Raw genomic sequence first — 14,274 nt, 5'->3', positions numbered from 1 at the left:
TCAATACCCATCCACCCCGTTCAGCCGCAGCAAGCGCTCCTGCATTGCCTTCTTCAGATCGTAGCCGGGACGCCCGAATTCGGCGTTGCGGCGCGCGACGAAGTCGTCCTGCTCGCGCTGGAGCGTTCGCGCGTCGGGGTTGGGGTTCCGCATGCTTTGCGCCTCGCGGACGGCACGCGCATGGGATGCAAAGACCTCGCGATCGAGGTCGGCGAGTTCGCGGTTGGCGCAGATCGCCTTCTCCACCGCGCGGCGCGCACTCCTGCAATTGAAGCTGGGCTTGCCGGCGACCGCCATCTGCGCCCCGATCCGCTCGAGCTCACGCGCCATCGCCTTGTGGTTGGCCTTGGCCTTTTCGTGGTTTGGGTCGATCTTCAGCGCCGCACCGAAATCCTGTACCGCCTTGGGCCTGTCTCCCTTCTTCAGCCAGAGTTCGCCGCGCGCGTTGAAGATATCGGCGAGGCTGGAATCGAGCAAAAGAGCACGGCTGTCGTCGGCGATCGCCCGGTCGGTCTGGTCGTGCCGCGCATACAGCGCGCCGCGCGCGATCAGCGCCTTGATCAGGTCAGCCTTGGCCGTCTTCTCGTTGTCGATCACGACCGCGCAGGCGGTGGCCGCCTTGTCGACGTCGTCGGCCGCGGCAGCCGTGAGGCATGGCGCGACGTCGACCTGCGGCGCCGCCGCAACCGGCTCGCCGCCGGTCGCGCCATGGGCCGCGCCTTGGGCCGCGACGAGCGAGAGCGCGCAGAGCAGTGCGGCGCCGGGCAACTGAACGAGAAAGGAACGCATGCTGATCACAGTCGGAAAGTCTTGCCTCGGATCTTGCCTTTGGGGTCTTGCCTTTGGGCCGCACTATCCATCATACGGCCGGATTGGTGCTAGCTTGTGGCGCCGGTCAAATCGGTTTCGGGGATTGACGTGTCGACATTCGAATGGATCATCGCTTTGCTGCTCGGCGCCGTTGCATTATCGGCGCTGGCCCGGCGGATCAAGGTCCCCTACCCGACCTTTCTTGCCATCGGCGGGGCGCTGATCGCCTTCGTGCCGAACAGCCCGTCCTGGACGCTCGAACCCGACCTGGCATTGGCCCTTTTTGTCGCACCGGTGCTGCTGGATGCCGCCTTCGACACCTCGCTGCGCGATCTGCGCAAGAATTGGGTTCCGGTCTCGACCCTGGTGGTGGCCGCTGTCGGCCTGACCACGGTCGGCGTGGCCTATGTCGCGCACCGGCTGATGCCTGACATGCCCTGGGCCGCCGCAATCGCGCTCGGCGCCATTGTGGCGCCACCGGACGCCGCGGCCGCCGTCGCGATCCTGAGCCAAGTCAAGCTGCCCCACCGCATGGTGAAGGTGCTGGAGGGTGAGAGCCTGCTCAACGACGCCAGCGCGCTCCTGATCTATCGGATCGCGGTCGGCGCCGTCGTCATGGAGCACCTCAAATGGAGCGAGGTCGCGCCGACGATTGCGCTGGGGTTGGTCGGCAGCGTCGTGGCGGGTCTTGTCGCGGGGCGCATCATCCCGCTGTTCATGGAGCGCGTGAAGGAAGCGCCGAGCGCGATCATCGTGCAGTTCGCCACCACCTTCATGGTCTGGATCGCCGCCGAGCATCTCGGCCTCTCCGGCATCCTCACCATCGTGGTCTACGCCATCACCATCGCACGCACGGCGGGCGAGCGCATGCCGGCACGGCTTCGGGTGCCGTCCTACGCGGTCTGGGAGACGATGGTGTTCGTGCTCAACGTGCTCGCCTTCATGCTGATCGGCATGCAGATGCGCCCGATCTGGACCCGGCTGGACGCGGAGGTACGCTGGGAATATTGCGTGGCGGCGGGCTGGATCCTGCTCACCGTAGTGCTGGTGCGGCTGCTCTGGATCACATTCTACCGCACCACGCTGCGCGTGCTGATCGCGCGCGAGATCTATCATCCGAAGGATCCCAAGGCCGTCGCCTCGCCGAAGGGCGGCCTCATCATCTCCTGGTGCGGCATGCGCGGCCTCGTCACGCTCGCGACTGCCTTTGCCCTGCCGGAGAACTTTCCCTATCGCGACTTCATCGTCTTCATCGCCTTTGCGGTGGTGCTGGGGTCGCTGGTGATCCAGGGCCTGACGCTGCGGCCGCTGATCCTCGCCTTCAACCTCAAGGACGACGATCCCGTCGGCATCGAGGTCGCGCGCGCTCGCGCGGCGGCCTATCGCGCCGCGCTCGACGCGATCGAGGACGATCCGTCGGAAGAAGCGGAGATCCTGCGGCTCGAATATCGCGCCATCCTGATGCAGGCGGACGACGATCCGAACGGCGGCATCACCAACGGCGAATTGCCCGCCGATCCCCTGCGCCGCCGCGCCATCCAAGCCGCGCGCAAATCGATCTTCAGCCTGCGTGCCACCGAGGTGATCGGTGACGACGCCTTTCACCGGATCGAGGAGGAGCTCGATCGCGCGGAATTGAGCGCGGGGGGATGAGGCTCGTCGTCCCGGACAGGCACGCGCCGATCCGGGACGACATTGGCGTTTGAACCAAACGCCGCCTGTCCAGACTCATCACTCATGACGACCCTGATCGACGACCGTCGTGTACGCGCGCGTGATGCGTCGCCTGCACGATATTTTTATTTCCACATGTCCCTGGCCTGTGCTGCCACCGCATTTCTCGGCTTTGCACCGACCTATTTTGTGCCGCTCGCCCACCGGACATTTTCCGCAAGCCCGGTGATCCATTTTCACGGACTCTTGTTCTTCACCTGGTCTCTCTATTTCGTGATCCAGACCTGGCTCGCAGCCTCAGGCCGCGTGGTCAATCACCGGGCGCTCGGCATCGCCGGCGTCTCGCTCGCGACCGCGATGACGATCTTCGGTTTCCTCGCCTCCGTGCATGTGATGCAGCATTCCGCCGCGCTCGGGCAGAAAGACGCCGGCATCGCCTTCTCGATCGTGCCGATGAGCGGGATCGCGTTCTTCGCAGGTGCGTTCGTGCTCGCGATCATGAACACGCGGAAGCCCGATATTCACAAGCGCCTGATGCTGCTCGCAGCGGTCTCGATCCTCGATGCCGCGATCGCGCGCTGGTTCCTCACCTTCCTCGCGCCTCCGGGACCACCCGGCCCGCCGCCGGTGCCGGTCACGATCGCGCCGGCCGTGGTCGCCTCGCTGCTGCTCGTCGTCGCCATGGTGCGCGACTGGCGCACCGAGGGCCGCGTGCATCCGGTCTACATCACCGGAACGCTCGCGCTGCTCGCGGTGAAGGTCTTGAACTGGCCGATCAGCGAGACGACGGCGTGGCATTCATTCGCCGGCGGGATTCTGGCGCTGGCGCAGTAGCAGCCAGACACTCCACCGTCGTCCCGGACAAGCGCAGCGCCGATCGGCGACCCATAACCACAGGACGCCGTGTTTACGAATTCTCGGAGTGACTACTCAGCAAAACAACTCTACCCTGTGGCTATGGGTCCCGGGTTCGCGCTCTGCGCGCCCCGGGGCGACAGCGGAGTATGAGACGGCTTACGCGCCCGCCTTGCAGGTGATCCCGCCGTCGACCACCAGCTCGATCCCCGTCACATATTTCGACTCGTCCGACGCCAGGAACAGCGCGGCGTTGGCGACGTCGAAGGCGTCGCCCATGTGGCCCATCGGCACCTGCGCATCGCGCGCGCGCCACATCGCCTCGACGTCGCCCTTGGCGTAGCTGTTCGCAAGTCCGGCGGAATGCTCCACCATCGGCGTCTTCATCAAGCCGGGCAGGATCGCGTTGACGCGCACATGATGGCGCGCGAACTCGATCGCGGTGGTGCGGGTCATCTGGTTCATCGCCGCCTTCGAGGTGCCGTAGGTGACGTAGGAGATGCCCATGTGGCGGATCGAGGCGATCGAGGAGATGTTGATGATCGAGCCGCCGCCCTGCTTCACCATGACAGGAATGACATGCTTCATGGCGAAATAGGCACTCTTGAGATTGACGCTGAAGACGCGGTCCCAGCTCTCCTCGGTCACCTCGACCACGCTACCCATTTCGGCGATGCCGACATTGTTGTCGAGCACGTCGACGCGGCCATAGGCCTTCAGGCACGCCGCGACCATCGCCTCGATCTCGGCAGGCCGCGAGACGTCGGCGGTGAAAGCGGTCGCGTTGCCACCTTCATCCGTGATGAGCTTCGCGGTCTCCTCGGCCGCCGCGCCGTTGCGGTCGACGCAAAACACCTGCGCGCCCTCGCGCGCAAAGGTCACCGCGGTAGCCTTGCCGTTGCCCCAGCCCGGTCCGATCGAACCGGCGCCCACCACCATCGCAACCTTGCCCTTGAGCCGATCCATCGCGTGTCTCCCTTATTTCTGCTGTTCTTCGCAGACCTTCATCGTGGTGACGTTAGCACCAATGGGATGACCGACAATCTCCGACAACGTCCGGCACGTGCCGTCATGGCAGAGCCGCCATTCCCCCGCCGCGCCGGAATTGCCGAGCACGACCTCCGGCATCGGCGCTCGCTCAGGCCTCCACTGAAACCAGCCGTCGACCAGCCGCGCCTCGGGCGGCGGCTCCATGCCGGGGCCGGTGCCCTTCACCCGCGCCTGCACCAGTTCGAGACCGGCGGGGGTGACGCGCCAGTCCTCCTGCCAGTCGACCCTTGCGATCGAATGCGTCCACACCAGCGTGAAGGCGGTCAGCGCCAGCGCCTTCACGCCCGAGGCTGTCGCAAGACAGAGGCTCACACCGCCTCGACCGTTGCCGGCGGACGCTGCCGCCACTGCCACAGCGCCACCGCGGCAGAGAGCAGAAAGCCTGCGGTGTCGCTGAACGGGAAGTCGCCGAGCAGGCAGAGCGCGGCGCCGAGCGCGACCAGGCGTTCGAGCAGCGTCAGGCGCGTGAACAGGAAGCCGATCGCCACCATGCCGAACAGCGCAATCGCCACCAGCGCCTTGAAACTCGCGAGCGCCACCGCGCCGTAGAACCCGAGCTTGGCCGCCATGGGATCGCCGGCCTGCAGCATCAGGGCCGGCGAATAGACGAAGATGAAGGGAATGACGTAGCCGGCGAGCGCGATGCGCATCGCCTCCCAGCCGATCTTGTCAGGGTTCTCCTTCGCGATCGGAGCCGCCGCGAGCGCTGCCAGCGCCACCGGCGGCGAGAGGTCGGCCATGATGCCGTAATAGAACGCGAACATGTGGCTCGCGATCAGGGGCACGCCGAGTTTCGCCAGCGCGGGCGCGGCGAGCGCAGCGGTGATGATGTAGGTCGGGATGGTCGGAATGCCGGTGCCGAGCAGGATCGACAGCAGCATGGTCATGATCAGCGCCAGGAACAGGCTCTTCTCGCCGAGACCGATCACCCAGCCGCCGAAGATGGTGCCGACGCCGGTCTGCGACATCATGCCGATGATGACGCCGACGATGGCGCAGGCCATGCCGACGGTGATGGCGGATTTGGCGCTTTCGGCCAGCGCATCGCGGCAGGCGCGCAGGGCGGCAAACCCGCCGCGCACGAACGCGGTGATGACGATCAAGCCGACGACGACGCCTGCAACCGGCACGATCTGAAGGCCGTCACGCGACAGCGCCGCGACGACGAGCGCAAGCCCGATCCAGAAGATGGTGCGGATCGCCGTGTGAGAGACGCCCGCCGTGATGCTGGCGCCCAGGATTAACGCCACCGTGAGCGCGAGGCCCATGCTGCCGGCATAGAGCGGCGTGAAGCCTTCGAACAGCATGTAGACCAGCGCGGCGAGCGGCAGCACGAGATACCAGCGTGTCACCAGCGCCTTCCAGGCGCTCGGTATCTCCGAGCGCTTCATGCCGGTGAGACCGTGCTTGCCGGCTTCCAGATGCACCATCCAGAAGGCGGAGGCGAAATAGAGGATCGCGGGAATCGCGGCCGCCTTCACGATCTCCGAATACTGGACGCCGAGCGTCTCCGCCATGATGAAGGCGACCGCGCCCATCACCGGCGGCATGATCTGCCCGCCCATCGAGGCCGTGGCCTCGACGCCGGCGGCGAAGGCGCGGCGGTAACCGAACCTGATCATCAGCGGAATGGTGAACTGGCCGACGGTGACGACATTGGCGACGCCCGAGCCGGAGATCGTGCCCATCATCCCCGAGGCGAACACCGCGACCTTGGCCGGGCCGCCGCGGGTCCTGCCGAATAGCCCAAGAGAAACGTCGGTGAACAGCTGGATCATGCCGGCGCGCTCCAGGAACGAGCCGAACAGGATGAACAGGAAGATGTAGGTCGCCGAGACGTAGATCGGCACGCCGTAGAAACCTTCGGTGCCGAACGACAGATGCGTGATGATCTGGTCGAAATCGTAGCCGCGATGGTTGAGCGGCGACGGCAGATACTGCCCGAAGAACCAGTAGACGAGGCAGGCGCCGCACATCAGCGGCAGCGCCGCGCCCATCAGGCGCCGTGTGCCCTCGAAGATCAGCACCGCGAGCAGTGTGCCGACCACGAGATCGAGGCGGGTCGGATCACCGTCGCGCGCGATCAGATCCGCGTAGAAGATCCACTGATAGAGACCACATAAGAAGCCGGCGCCGCCGATCACCCAGCCGAGCGCGCGGCCGGCCGCGCTCTTCGCGGTGAAGTTGCCGATCAGGCCGAAGGTGAGGAGAACGAGGAAGCCGACATGGACCCCGCGCACCACCTGGCTCGGCAGATAGTTGAAGGCGGCGACATAGAGCTGGAAGGTCGCGAACGCGATGCCGATCCAGTAGGCGAGATGGCCCCACCAGCCCGGACCGAACCCTTCCGGGAACCCATGCTCGAAATTGTCGAACTCGACCTTGATGGGCGCCGCTTGGCTACCCTCTGCCTGCAACATCGATATGTCCCCGCGCCCTGCTGGGGCGTTCTTACAGCATTCGCGCTGCGCCCTGAATACGTCATGCCCGGGCCAAAGCGCGAAGCGCGTCTTCGCGTAGACCCGGGCATCCATCGAAAGGCGATTGTTTGAGGATGGATGGCCGGGTCAAGCCCGGCCATGACACCTGTCCTACTTGATCAGCCCTTTTTCCTTGTAATAGCGGATCGCGCCGGGGTGCAGCGGAACCGGACTGCCATTGGCGGCCGTCTCGAGCTTGATCTCCTTGCCGGCCACGTGCGCGTTCTGCAATTCCGGCAGCGACTCGTAGACCAGTTTCGTCATCTGGTAGGCGAGATCGTCCGACACCGCCGAGCTGGTGACGAGGTAGTTCACGACGGCTGCGGTCGGAACGTCCTTGTCCTGGCCGGCATAGGTGTTGGCCGGAATGATCGCAGCGATGAACGGAGGGCCGATCTTGTCGACGGTCTCCTTCGGCACCGACACCACCGTGATCGGGCTGGACGTCGAGAGATCCTTCAGCGAGGCGACGCCGAGGCCGGCCGATTGCAGCGTCGCTGCGAGCTGCCGGTTCTTCATGAGGTCGACGGATTCGGCGAACGGCAGATACTCGACCTTGCCGAGGTCCTTGTAGCTCATGCCGGCCGCCGCGAGGATCGCGCGCGAATTGAGCTCGGTGCCCGACTTCGGCGCACCGACCGACAGGCTCTTGCCCTTGAGATCGGCCAGCGTCTTGATGCCGCTCTCGGCGGTCGCGACGATCTGGATGTAGTTCGGGTAGATCGCGCCGATGGTGCGCAGCTTGTCGAGCTTGGTCTTGAAGCCCGCCTCCTCGTCGCCATCCCAGGCGGCCTTGAGCGAGTCGCCCAGCGTGAACGCCAGTTCGCCGCGGCCCTGCTGGAGCAGGATCAAATTCTCGACCGACGCCTTGGTGGCCTGCACCTGCGTCTTCACGTTCGGAATCTTGTCGCCGTAGATCTTCCCGATCGCGACCCCGAGCGGATAGTAGACGCCGGAGGTGCCGCCGGTCAGCACGTTGATGAAGGATTGCGCCTGGGCGCAAGGTGCCGACGCCGCCAGAGCAAGAGCCGCGGCCACGCCGATGATCGTCCGTTTCATGATTTTGTACTCCCCAAACCGGCGGCGAAATTGGCCGGATGAGGGGTGCGGGTCAACCCATCCAATAGGCAAAACAGGACTGCAGTAAACGGCCGATCCGGCTCGGCTTTTGGGGAACCCGGCGGGTGCGGCGAGGTGGCGCAGCCGGAGACGATGGCTGCGCCCGAACCGATCGGGTTCGAGCGCGCGACCAGCTCACTGGCATGCCCTACTGGCAAGCCCTACTGGAAAGTCATGTCCAGGCACTTGGAAATGTCGGAGCCGAGGCCCGAGGAGATGGTGATGCAGCCGCGGATCTTCTGCGCGTTGACGTCGGCGGCCCAGACCGAGTAGCCGCCGGGGCCGAAGAACGAATTGGTGTTCGGCGGCTCGGTCTCGGTCACGTCGAAATCATAATGGCCGTCGCCCTCGAAGATGCGCGGCTTCTTGGTGCAGCCGCCGTCGGTCTGGACGTTGATGACTTCCTTGTTGTCGCGGGTCAGCGCCAGCGAGACCTGGCAGCGGAAATATTCCGAGGTCTTGGTGTTGAAGAGGTAAGTGTAGGACTTGCAGGTCGCGGTGTTCAGCTTGCCCGGGGCAAGGCCGCGGCTGCACGAAATCCGCTGGTTGTGGCTGAGCTGGTAATCATCGGCCCAGGCGGCCGGCGCCAACGCGGTCAGCAACAGGCCGGCGGCCGAGCAAGCTTTAGTGACGAGGTTCATCCGAATCATCCCCTACCCCATATTTTTGTCGAATTGCGTTCTAGACGGAAAGCGGAACATAGTCGCGCGGGGACGAAGGGAAAATCACAAACTGCTGGGAAAGACGTGATGCGCTGCGGCGCTTTCGCAAATTGACCAGGACACATCGTTCGTGATTTGTTCAAGTCGCGGACCCCAATGGCGGGGAGGATGGATGATGGCATTTTCAACAAAGACATTTGCACTTGTTTCGGTTGCACTCGTAACGGCGCTCGGCGCGTTCGCCGCGCCGGCATTCGCGCAGACCACAGCCACGCCGTGGGAGCTCAAATCCGACACCGGCTATGCCTATGACAAGGAAGGCAAGACCCTCTCCTACAAGATGGGCACCAACAATGCCGGCGAGCTGCTGAAGGGTGCCAAGAAGGTGCCAAAGGGCACGCTGTTCTTCATCGGCCAGAACGGCCAGCTCTACATGCGCAGCGGCCCGTATCTGGAAGGCGACGGCAAGTTCAAGTTCGGGTCGAATTAGCAGGCGGGCGGCGCGGCGCCACGCGTTCGGCGTCGTCCCGGAAGGAGGGGGCGTCACCTTTCATAGCGCTGCCGTCAAAACGCCCCCGCCAGCTCCCGCGCGCCGGCATTTTTGCCATTGCTGTCCATCCGCGTGTCCGTCACCGCGAGCAGCTTGGCCACCGTGTTGTGCCGGATCGCGACCGGGTTGCGCTCATAGCCGCCGCGCTGGAAGAAGTTCGAGGTCGGCACCTGCTCGCGCATCGCCTGCGGCATCGTCACCATGTCGAGGCCGGTGCCGTCGCCGGTGAGGTTCATCATCTCGAGCTCGGCCGCGCTGAGCGGGCGGGTGTAGCCCTTGGCGCGCGCGAACAGCACCGACGTCAGCAGCTTGTGGGTTTGCAACATCGGACCGATATCGATGTCGAGCACCATCGCATGCATGGCCCAGCCCTGCGCGGTGTTGCCGATCTTCTCGTGCTCCGACCAGGAGTCGGGCACCGACTTCGCATGCGCCACCATTTTCTTCAGGACAGTGAGCTTGTGCTCGAGCGATTGGCGCGCCGGCCCTGAGGTCCGTGCGACCTTTTCACTCAGCGCACGAATGAATTCATGGCCCTGCTCGGCCAGCAGCTCGACGCTGTTGGTGGTCAAGAGCTGATTGTAGCCCATCGCGGTCGAGATCGCGCGCTTGCCGCCATGCTCGATTCCCGCCTGCACGTCGTAGCTGCCGGTGCCGCCGGTCTCGAACGAATAGACCCGCACGGCCTGCTCGCGCGTCAGGCCCGAAGCGAGCGCGTAGCGCGCATAGGCACGCTTGAACTCGATCTCGCTGGCCGGCCGCTGCGGCGTGAAATGGTAGAGGTCTTGCGCCGCGCGGAGGAGATCGGCGACGACGGGTATCGGCTTCCTGGTCGGGCGATCCGGCGTTTCCTCCGGCTCCGGGTTCGCCGGCCGCTTCGGCCCGCTGTAGAGCGGCGGATGCTCCAGCACATAGTCGTCGAGCGTGATCTGCTGCCCGCTGCGCCGCTTGGCGTTGCGACCTTTCCGCTTCTCGGAGATCTGGCTCCAATAGGCGCCGGCCTCCTCGTCGAAGGCCGCGCGGGCGGCCTGATATTCCTGCAGCTTGCGGCGATATTCGAGCACGGCGGGCGACGCCCCACCTTGCGCAAAAAACTGCGACAGCAACTGCGCCTTGGCATCGCGGACGGCGGGCGCCAGCGCGTCGGCCCCGCCACCACGCGCGGCGGGCGCGAGCAGAACGAGCGCGAGTGGAACCAGCCTCACGGCATTTCGAATCGAATGACGCATGCCGCCCTCTTAGCAGGCATCCGGTAACCGTCACGTTAACGCGCCGTTTACCATCGTCACTTCCAGGCGAACACCGGCTGTTCCAGCTCGGTGACACGGGTATGCCGTCCCGCCAGCACCTCGCGGAACTGGTAGATCAGCGCCGCCGTCGGCGCGTGGATCAGGCTCGCCTGGTGATGGAAACGGATGACGCGGCGCGTGCTCTCGGGGATCGCGACGAAATCGAAGGCCTCAGTGCGTTCGATCGTCGCGAGCGCGATGCGGTGGACCGAAGCCACCTCGTCCGGGTTTGGCTTGATCGCCGCGCTATCGGCGGCCCAGACCACGACCGGTGTGATCAGATAGCCCGAGCGGGTCGGATAATCGTCGAGCGTGCCGAGTACCTCTGCGCCGGTGAGGCGAAGGCCAAGCTCCTCGTCGAGCTCGCGCAGCGCCGCCTCGACCGGTGTCTCGCCGGCGTCGCAGCGTCCGCCCGGCAAGGCCCATTGGCCGCGATGGGCACGTAGATGCGATGCGCGCAGCGTGAGCAGGAAGGCGGTGTCGTCGCCTTCATCGGATGCGGTCAGCGCAAGCACCACCGCAGCACGCTTCAACTTGGACGGCTCGGCCTCGTCAGGCAGCCGCGCGAAGGACGCGCAGGCGTCTGCGATATTCCGTCTGGTGGCATCATCGAAAGCTCTCATGATGCTTGACTACACCAGGACTGCATCTGATGAAACGAGGAGAAAGACGCGTGCAAGGATGGACTGGGCGATGATCGACAAGACCGCCGCAAAGCTCAAATCAGACGGCTGGACGATCGTCGACACCAGCGGTTTCATTCACCTCATCGGCCCGCTCTGGGAACGCAAGGTCGATGGCCACTACGAGTTCGCGCTGGCCACCGAGGACAAGCACCACAACCGCCGCGGCATGGTCCAGGGCGGCGTGATGATGACCTTCGCCGACCGCACCTGCGGCATGACCGCCCGCTACGAGACAGGCAAGCACTACATGGCGACGGTGCAGCTCGACACCCATTTCGTCGAAGCCGGCAAGATCGGCGACATCCTGATCTCCCGCCCGCGCGTGGTGCGGACGACGCGCAGCCTGATCTTCATGAGCACGGAGGTGTTGGTTGAAGACCGCTGCGTGGTGATGGCGAATGGCGTCTTCAAGATATTGAAGGGGCCGGAGTAGGCGGCCGGTCATACTGCCACCGCGCTCCCCACCCACAGCTGTCGTCCCGGCGAAGGCCGGGACGACGAGAGATGACGCATTCCTGGACTGCTTCGCTGCGCTCGCAATGACCGAACCGGGCGGCTATGCTGAAGCTTCCGATAAAGTCGAGGAAACAGCCCATGCAATACCGCCAACTCGGCCGCAGCGGCCTGAAAGTGTCGCCAATCTGTTTGGGCACCATGATGTTCGGCGGGCCGACGGATGAAGCCACGTCGAAGCGGATCATCGCGAAGGCGCACGAGGCAGGCATCAATTTCATCGACACGGCGGACGCCTATTCGAAAGGTGGATCCGAGGAGGTGGTGGGACGCGCCATCGCCGGCAACCGTCACGCCTGGGTGCTCGCCACCAAGCTCGCCAATCCCATGAACAATGGTGCGGGCAACGATCCCAACCGCGCCGGCCTGTCGCGGCGCTGGGTGCTGCAGGCCGCCGACGAAAGCCTGAAGCGGCTCGGCACCGATCACATCGACGTCTATTATCTGCACAAGGAAGATCATGCGACGCCGCTGGAAGAGACGGTGCGCGCGATGGGCGATTTGATCCGCGCCGGCAAGGTGCGCTATTTCGGCGTCTCGAACTACCGCGCCTGGCGCGTCGCCGAGATCTGCAACATCTGTGACCGGCTCGGCATCGACAGACCCGCGGTGAGCCAGCCCTATTACAACGCGATGAACCGCATGCCGGAGGTCGAGCACTTTCCGGCCTGTTCCTATTACGGCCTCGGCATCGTGCCCTACAGCCCGCTGGCGCGCGGCGTGCTCACCGGCAAATACAAGCCGGATGCAGTCCCGGACAAGGAGACGCGCGCGGGCCGTAACGACACCCGCATGATGCAGACCGAATGGCGGCCGGAATCGCTCCAGCTCGCGCAGGAGATCAAGACCCACGCCGAGAAGAAGGGCATCACCGCCGGTCAGTTCGCGGTCGCCTGGGTGCTGAACTCCGCCTTTGTCTCCTCGATCGTCGCCGGCCCGCGCACGGAGGAGCAATGGAACGGCTACACGGGCGCGCTCGACTATCGCTTCACGGCGGACGACGAAGCGCTGATCGACAGGCTGGTCGTTCCGGGTCATCCCTCGACGCCTGGCTATAACGACCCGGCCTATCCGATCGAGGGCCGCCGCGCACGGACGGCTTGAATCGCGGAGACGACGATGGCGCTTGAAGACCGCTACGGCCTGCCGCTCTCCACCTCTTCGGATGAGGCAGCAAACGCCTATCGCGAAGGTGTCGACCACATGCTCGCTGGCTGGACCGGCACGGCGGAGACGCTGGAGCGCACGATCGCGGCCGATCCGGATTTTGCGCTGGCCCATATCGCCCGCGCCCGCGTCCATGCCTTCTATCAGCAGGGCGATCTGGCACGGCAGAAGGCGGCGCTCGCGCGCGAGCTCGCGGCAAGACGCGGCACCGATCGCGAACGCTCGCATGTCGAGGCGCTGGCGCTGGCGATCGAGGGCCGGCTGCCCGAGGCGGTCGCGGCGACGATGCAGCACATCGAGGCGTGGCCGCGCGATGCCGTGGTGCTGTCGCTGCCGCTCGGCGCGTTCGGCCTGTTCGCCTTTTCCGGCATGGCCGATCACGACCGCGCGCGGCACGAACTGTGCGAGCGCCTTGCGCATCACTATGGCGAGGACTGGTGGTTTCTGACCATGTCCGGCTGGGCGATGACCGAGAACGGCGACGTCGCGCGCGGCCGCGGCGTCACCGAGCGCGGCTTCGACCTGCGACGTCAGAACGCCCATGCCGCGCACGCGGTGTTGCATGCGATGTTCGAGGACGGCTCGATCGAGGCGGCCGACCGGCTCGTCGACGAATGGATCCCCTCCTACGACCGCGCCGGAATCCTGCACGGCCACATCCGCTGGCATCAGGCGCTCGGCGCGCTCGAGCATGGCGATGCGGCCCGCGCGCTTGCGATCTATGCCGACGTGCTCCAGCCTTCCGCCACGCAAGCGCCGCCGCTCAACGTCATCACCGATGGCGCGTCGCTTTTGTGGCGCCTGTCGGCTTACGGCCACACGGTGCCGGAGGCACTTTGGCGCGATGCCGATGCCACCGCGCAAAGACTGTTTCCGAAATCGAGCCTGCCCTTTGCCGACGTCCACATGGCGCTGTTCGCCGCGGCAACGCAAAACCGCGAGGCGCTCGCCGCGCGGCTCACCGTGATCGAGCAACGGCTCGCTGACGGCAAGCTGCCGGCCGGCCCCGTGGTGCCGGCGATCTGCCGCGCGCTGGCGGCCTTTGCCGACGAGGATTACGCGGCATGCGTGCAAATGCTCACGCCGGTTCTCGCTGACGTCGTGCGCATCGGCGGCAGCCACGCCCAGCGCGAGCTGATCGAGGACACTTTTGTCGTCGCCCTCATGCGCAGCGGCGAGTTGCCCCGCGCCCGCGCGCTGCTCGATGCCCGCCTGCACCGCCGGCCCTCGCTCCGGGATACGCGCTGGCAGGCGGCGATGGGCTAGTTTGCCACGAAAAAAACATCGGCCTGGCGGCAAGTGCCTGCTAGGGCGGGGTTGGCGCGATCGGTCTGATCGCCGATGGGTGGCACGGTGGTATTCCAGAGAGGCATGGCCGGACGAACGGGATCGCAACCAATTTGCGGTTCAATGGTTGTT

At 65.4% G+C, this 14,274-nt stretch carries 14 protein-coding genes; 6 read left to right on the top strand and 8 right to left on the bottom strand.

All coding sequences use genetic code 11. From position 1 onward, the window contains the following. Complete coding sequence (locus OC450_RS24130) at positions 1–789, bottom strand: tetratricopeptide repeat protein (protein WP_211381164.1); 789 nt, start codon at positions 787–789, stop codon at positions 1–3. Positions 790–885: 96 nt separating this feature from the next. Between OC450_RS24130 and OC450_RS24125 the strand changes: the two genes are divergently transcribed. Further along, positions 886–2,463 carry a cation:proton antiporter gene (locus OC450_RS24125; RefSeq protein ID WP_262048799.1) on the top strand — a complete coding sequence of 526 codons (1,578 nt, stop codon included), beginning with the start codon at positions 886–888 and terminating at the stop codon, positions 2,461–2,463. 84 nt (positions 2,464–2,547) lie between these two features. Further along, positions 2,548–3,318: a hypothetical protein gene (locus OC450_RS24120; protein WP_211381162.1), complete on the top strand. Its 771-nt coding sequence runs from the start codon at positions 2,548–2,550 to the stop codon at positions 3,316–3,318. Between the two features lie 180 nt (positions 3,319–3,498). Here OC450_RS24120 and OC450_RS24115 read toward each other — a convergent pair whose 3' ends face one another. The 5 genes from OC450_RS24115 to OC450_RS24095 all read right to left on the bottom strand — a co-directional run bounded on the left by OC450_RS24115 (position 3,499) and on the right by OC450_RS24095 (position 8,629). Next, positions 3,499–4,305 carry an SDR family NAD(P)-dependent oxidoreductase gene (locus OC450_RS24115; RefSeq protein ID WP_211381161.1) on the bottom strand — a complete coding sequence of 269 codons (807 nt, stop codon included), beginning with the start codon at positions 4,303–4,305 and terminating at the stop codon, positions 3,499–3,501. Between the two features lie 12 nt (positions 4,306–4,317). Next, positions 4,318–4,701 carry a DUF1850 domain-containing protein gene (locus OC450_RS24110; RefSeq protein ID WP_256807318.1) on the bottom strand — a complete coding sequence of 128 codons (384 nt, stop codon included), beginning with the start codon at positions 4,699–4,701 and terminating at the stop codon, positions 4,318–4,320. Beyond that, on the bottom strand, positions 4,698–6,809 hold the full coding sequence (locus OC450_RS24105; protein ID WP_211381159.1) for a TRAP transporter permease: 2,112 nt from the start codon (positions 6,807–6,809) through the stop codon (positions 4,698–4,700). The genes OC450_RS24110 and OC450_RS24105 overlap by 4 nt, the downstream gene beginning before the upstream one ends. Before the next feature lie 171 nt (positions 6,810–6,980). Then, positions 6,981–7,928: a TAXI family TRAP transporter solute-binding subunit gene (locus tag OC450_RS24100; protein WP_211381158.1), complete on the bottom strand. Its 948-nt coding sequence runs from the start codon at positions 7,926–7,928 to the stop codon at positions 6,981–6,983. Positions 7,929–8,149: 221 nt separating this feature from the next. Then, positions 8,150–8,629, bottom strand: coding sequence for a hypothetical protein (locus OC450_RS24095; protein ID WP_211381157.1), 480 nt, complete (start codon positions 8,627–8,629; stop codon positions 8,150–8,152). 196 nt (positions 8,630–8,825) lie between these two features. On the opposite strand from OC450_RS24095, the gene OC450_RS24090 reads away from it, so the two are divergent. Further along, positions 8,826–9,140: a hypothetical protein gene (locus OC450_RS24090; RefSeq protein ID WP_211381156.1), complete on the top strand. Its 315-nt coding sequence runs from the start codon at positions 8,826–8,828 to the stop codon at positions 9,138–9,140. Positions 9,141–9,214: 74 nt separating this feature from the next. Here OC450_RS24090 and OC450_RS24085 read toward each other — a convergent pair whose 3' ends face one another. Next, positions 9,215–10,429: a hypothetical protein gene (locus OC450_RS24085; RefSeq protein ID WP_262048798.1), complete on the bottom strand. Its 1,215-nt coding sequence runs from the start codon at positions 10,427–10,429 to the stop codon at positions 9,215–9,217. 56 nt (positions 10,430–10,485) lie between these two features. After that, positions 10,486–11,115, bottom strand: coding sequence for an NUDIX hydrolase (locus OC450_RS24080; protein ID WP_372703222.1), 630 nt, complete (start codon positions 11,113–11,115; stop codon positions 10,486–10,488). A gap of 67 nt (positions 11,116–11,182) precedes the next feature. Between OC450_RS24080 and OC450_RS24075 the strand changes: the two genes are divergently transcribed. The 3 genes from OC450_RS24075 (at position 11,183) to OC450_RS24065 (ending at position 14,121) form a co-directional block, all read left to right on the top strand. Further along, positions 11,183–11,608: a PaaI family thioesterase gene (locus OC450_RS24075; protein WP_249128789.1), complete on the top strand. Its 426-nt coding sequence runs from the start codon at positions 11,183–11,185 to the stop codon at positions 11,606–11,608. A 161-nt stretch (positions 11,609–11,769) separates the two neighbouring features. After that, entirely contained in the window at positions 11,770–12,792 is a 1,023-nt protein-coding gene (locus OC450_RS24070; protein WP_211381152.1) for an aldo/keto reductase, read from the top strand. Between the two features lie 15 nt (positions 12,793–12,807). Continuing rightward, positions 12,808–14,121, top strand: coding sequence for a tetratricopeptide repeat protein (locus OC450_RS24065; RefSeq protein WP_262048797.1), 1,314 nt, complete (start codon positions 12,808–12,810; stop codon positions 14,119–14,121). Positions 14,122–14,274 lie beyond the last annotated feature (153 nt).

This window comes from Bradyrhizobium sp. Bra78 (assembly GCF_024519855.1).
GTDB classification, from domain to species: domain Bacteria; phylum Pseudomonadota; class Alphaproteobacteria; order Rhizobiales; family Xanthobacteraceae; genus Bradyrhizobium; species Bradyrhizobium japonicum_G.
This window is presented reverse-complemented; position numbering and strand designations above follow the sequence as displayed.

Coding starts and splice junctions, on each gene's coding strand:
- OC450_RS24100 (WP_211381158.1), bottom strand. CDS start 7,928: ATGAAACGGACGATCATCGGCGTGGCCGCGGCTCTTGCTCTGGCGGCG.
- OC450_RS24115 (WP_211381161.1), bottom strand. CDS start 4,305: ATGGATCGGCTCAAGGGCAAGGTTGCGATGGTGGTGGGCGCCGGTTCG.
- OC450_RS24085 (WP_262048798.1), bottom strand. CDS start 10,429: ATGCGTCATTCGATTCGAAATGCCGTGAGGCTGGTTCCACTCGCGCTC.
- OC450_RS24075 (WP_249128789.1), top strand. CDS start 11,183: ATGATCGACAAGACCGCCGCAAAGCTCAAATCAGACGGCTGGACGATC.
- OC450_RS24105 (WP_211381159.1), bottom strand. CDS start 6,809: ATGTTGCAGGCAGAGGGTAGCCAAGCGGCGCCCATCAAGGTCGAGTTC.
- OC450_RS24120 (WP_211381162.1), top strand. CDS start 2,548: ATGACGACCCTGATCGACGACCGTCGTGTACGCGCGCGTGATGCGTCG.
- OC450_RS24065 (WP_262048797.1), top strand. CDS start 12,808: ATGGCGCTTGAAGACCGCTACGGCCTGCCGCTCTCCACCTCTTCGGAT.
- OC450_RS24090 (WP_211381156.1), top strand. CDS start 8,826: ATGGCATTTTCAACAAAGACATTTGCACTTGTTTCGGTTGCACTCGTA.
- OC450_RS24130 (WP_211381164.1), bottom strand. CDS start 789: ATGCGTTCCTTTCTCGTTCAGTTGCCCGGCGCCGCACTGCTCTGCGCG.
- OC450_RS24095 (WP_211381157.1), bottom strand. CDS start 8,629: ATGAACCTCGTCACTAAAGCTTGCTCGGCCGCCGGCCTGTTGCTGACC.
- OC450_RS24070 (WP_211381152.1), top strand. CDS start 11,770: ATGCAATACCGCCAACTCGGCCGCAGCGGCCTGAAAGTGTCGCCAATC.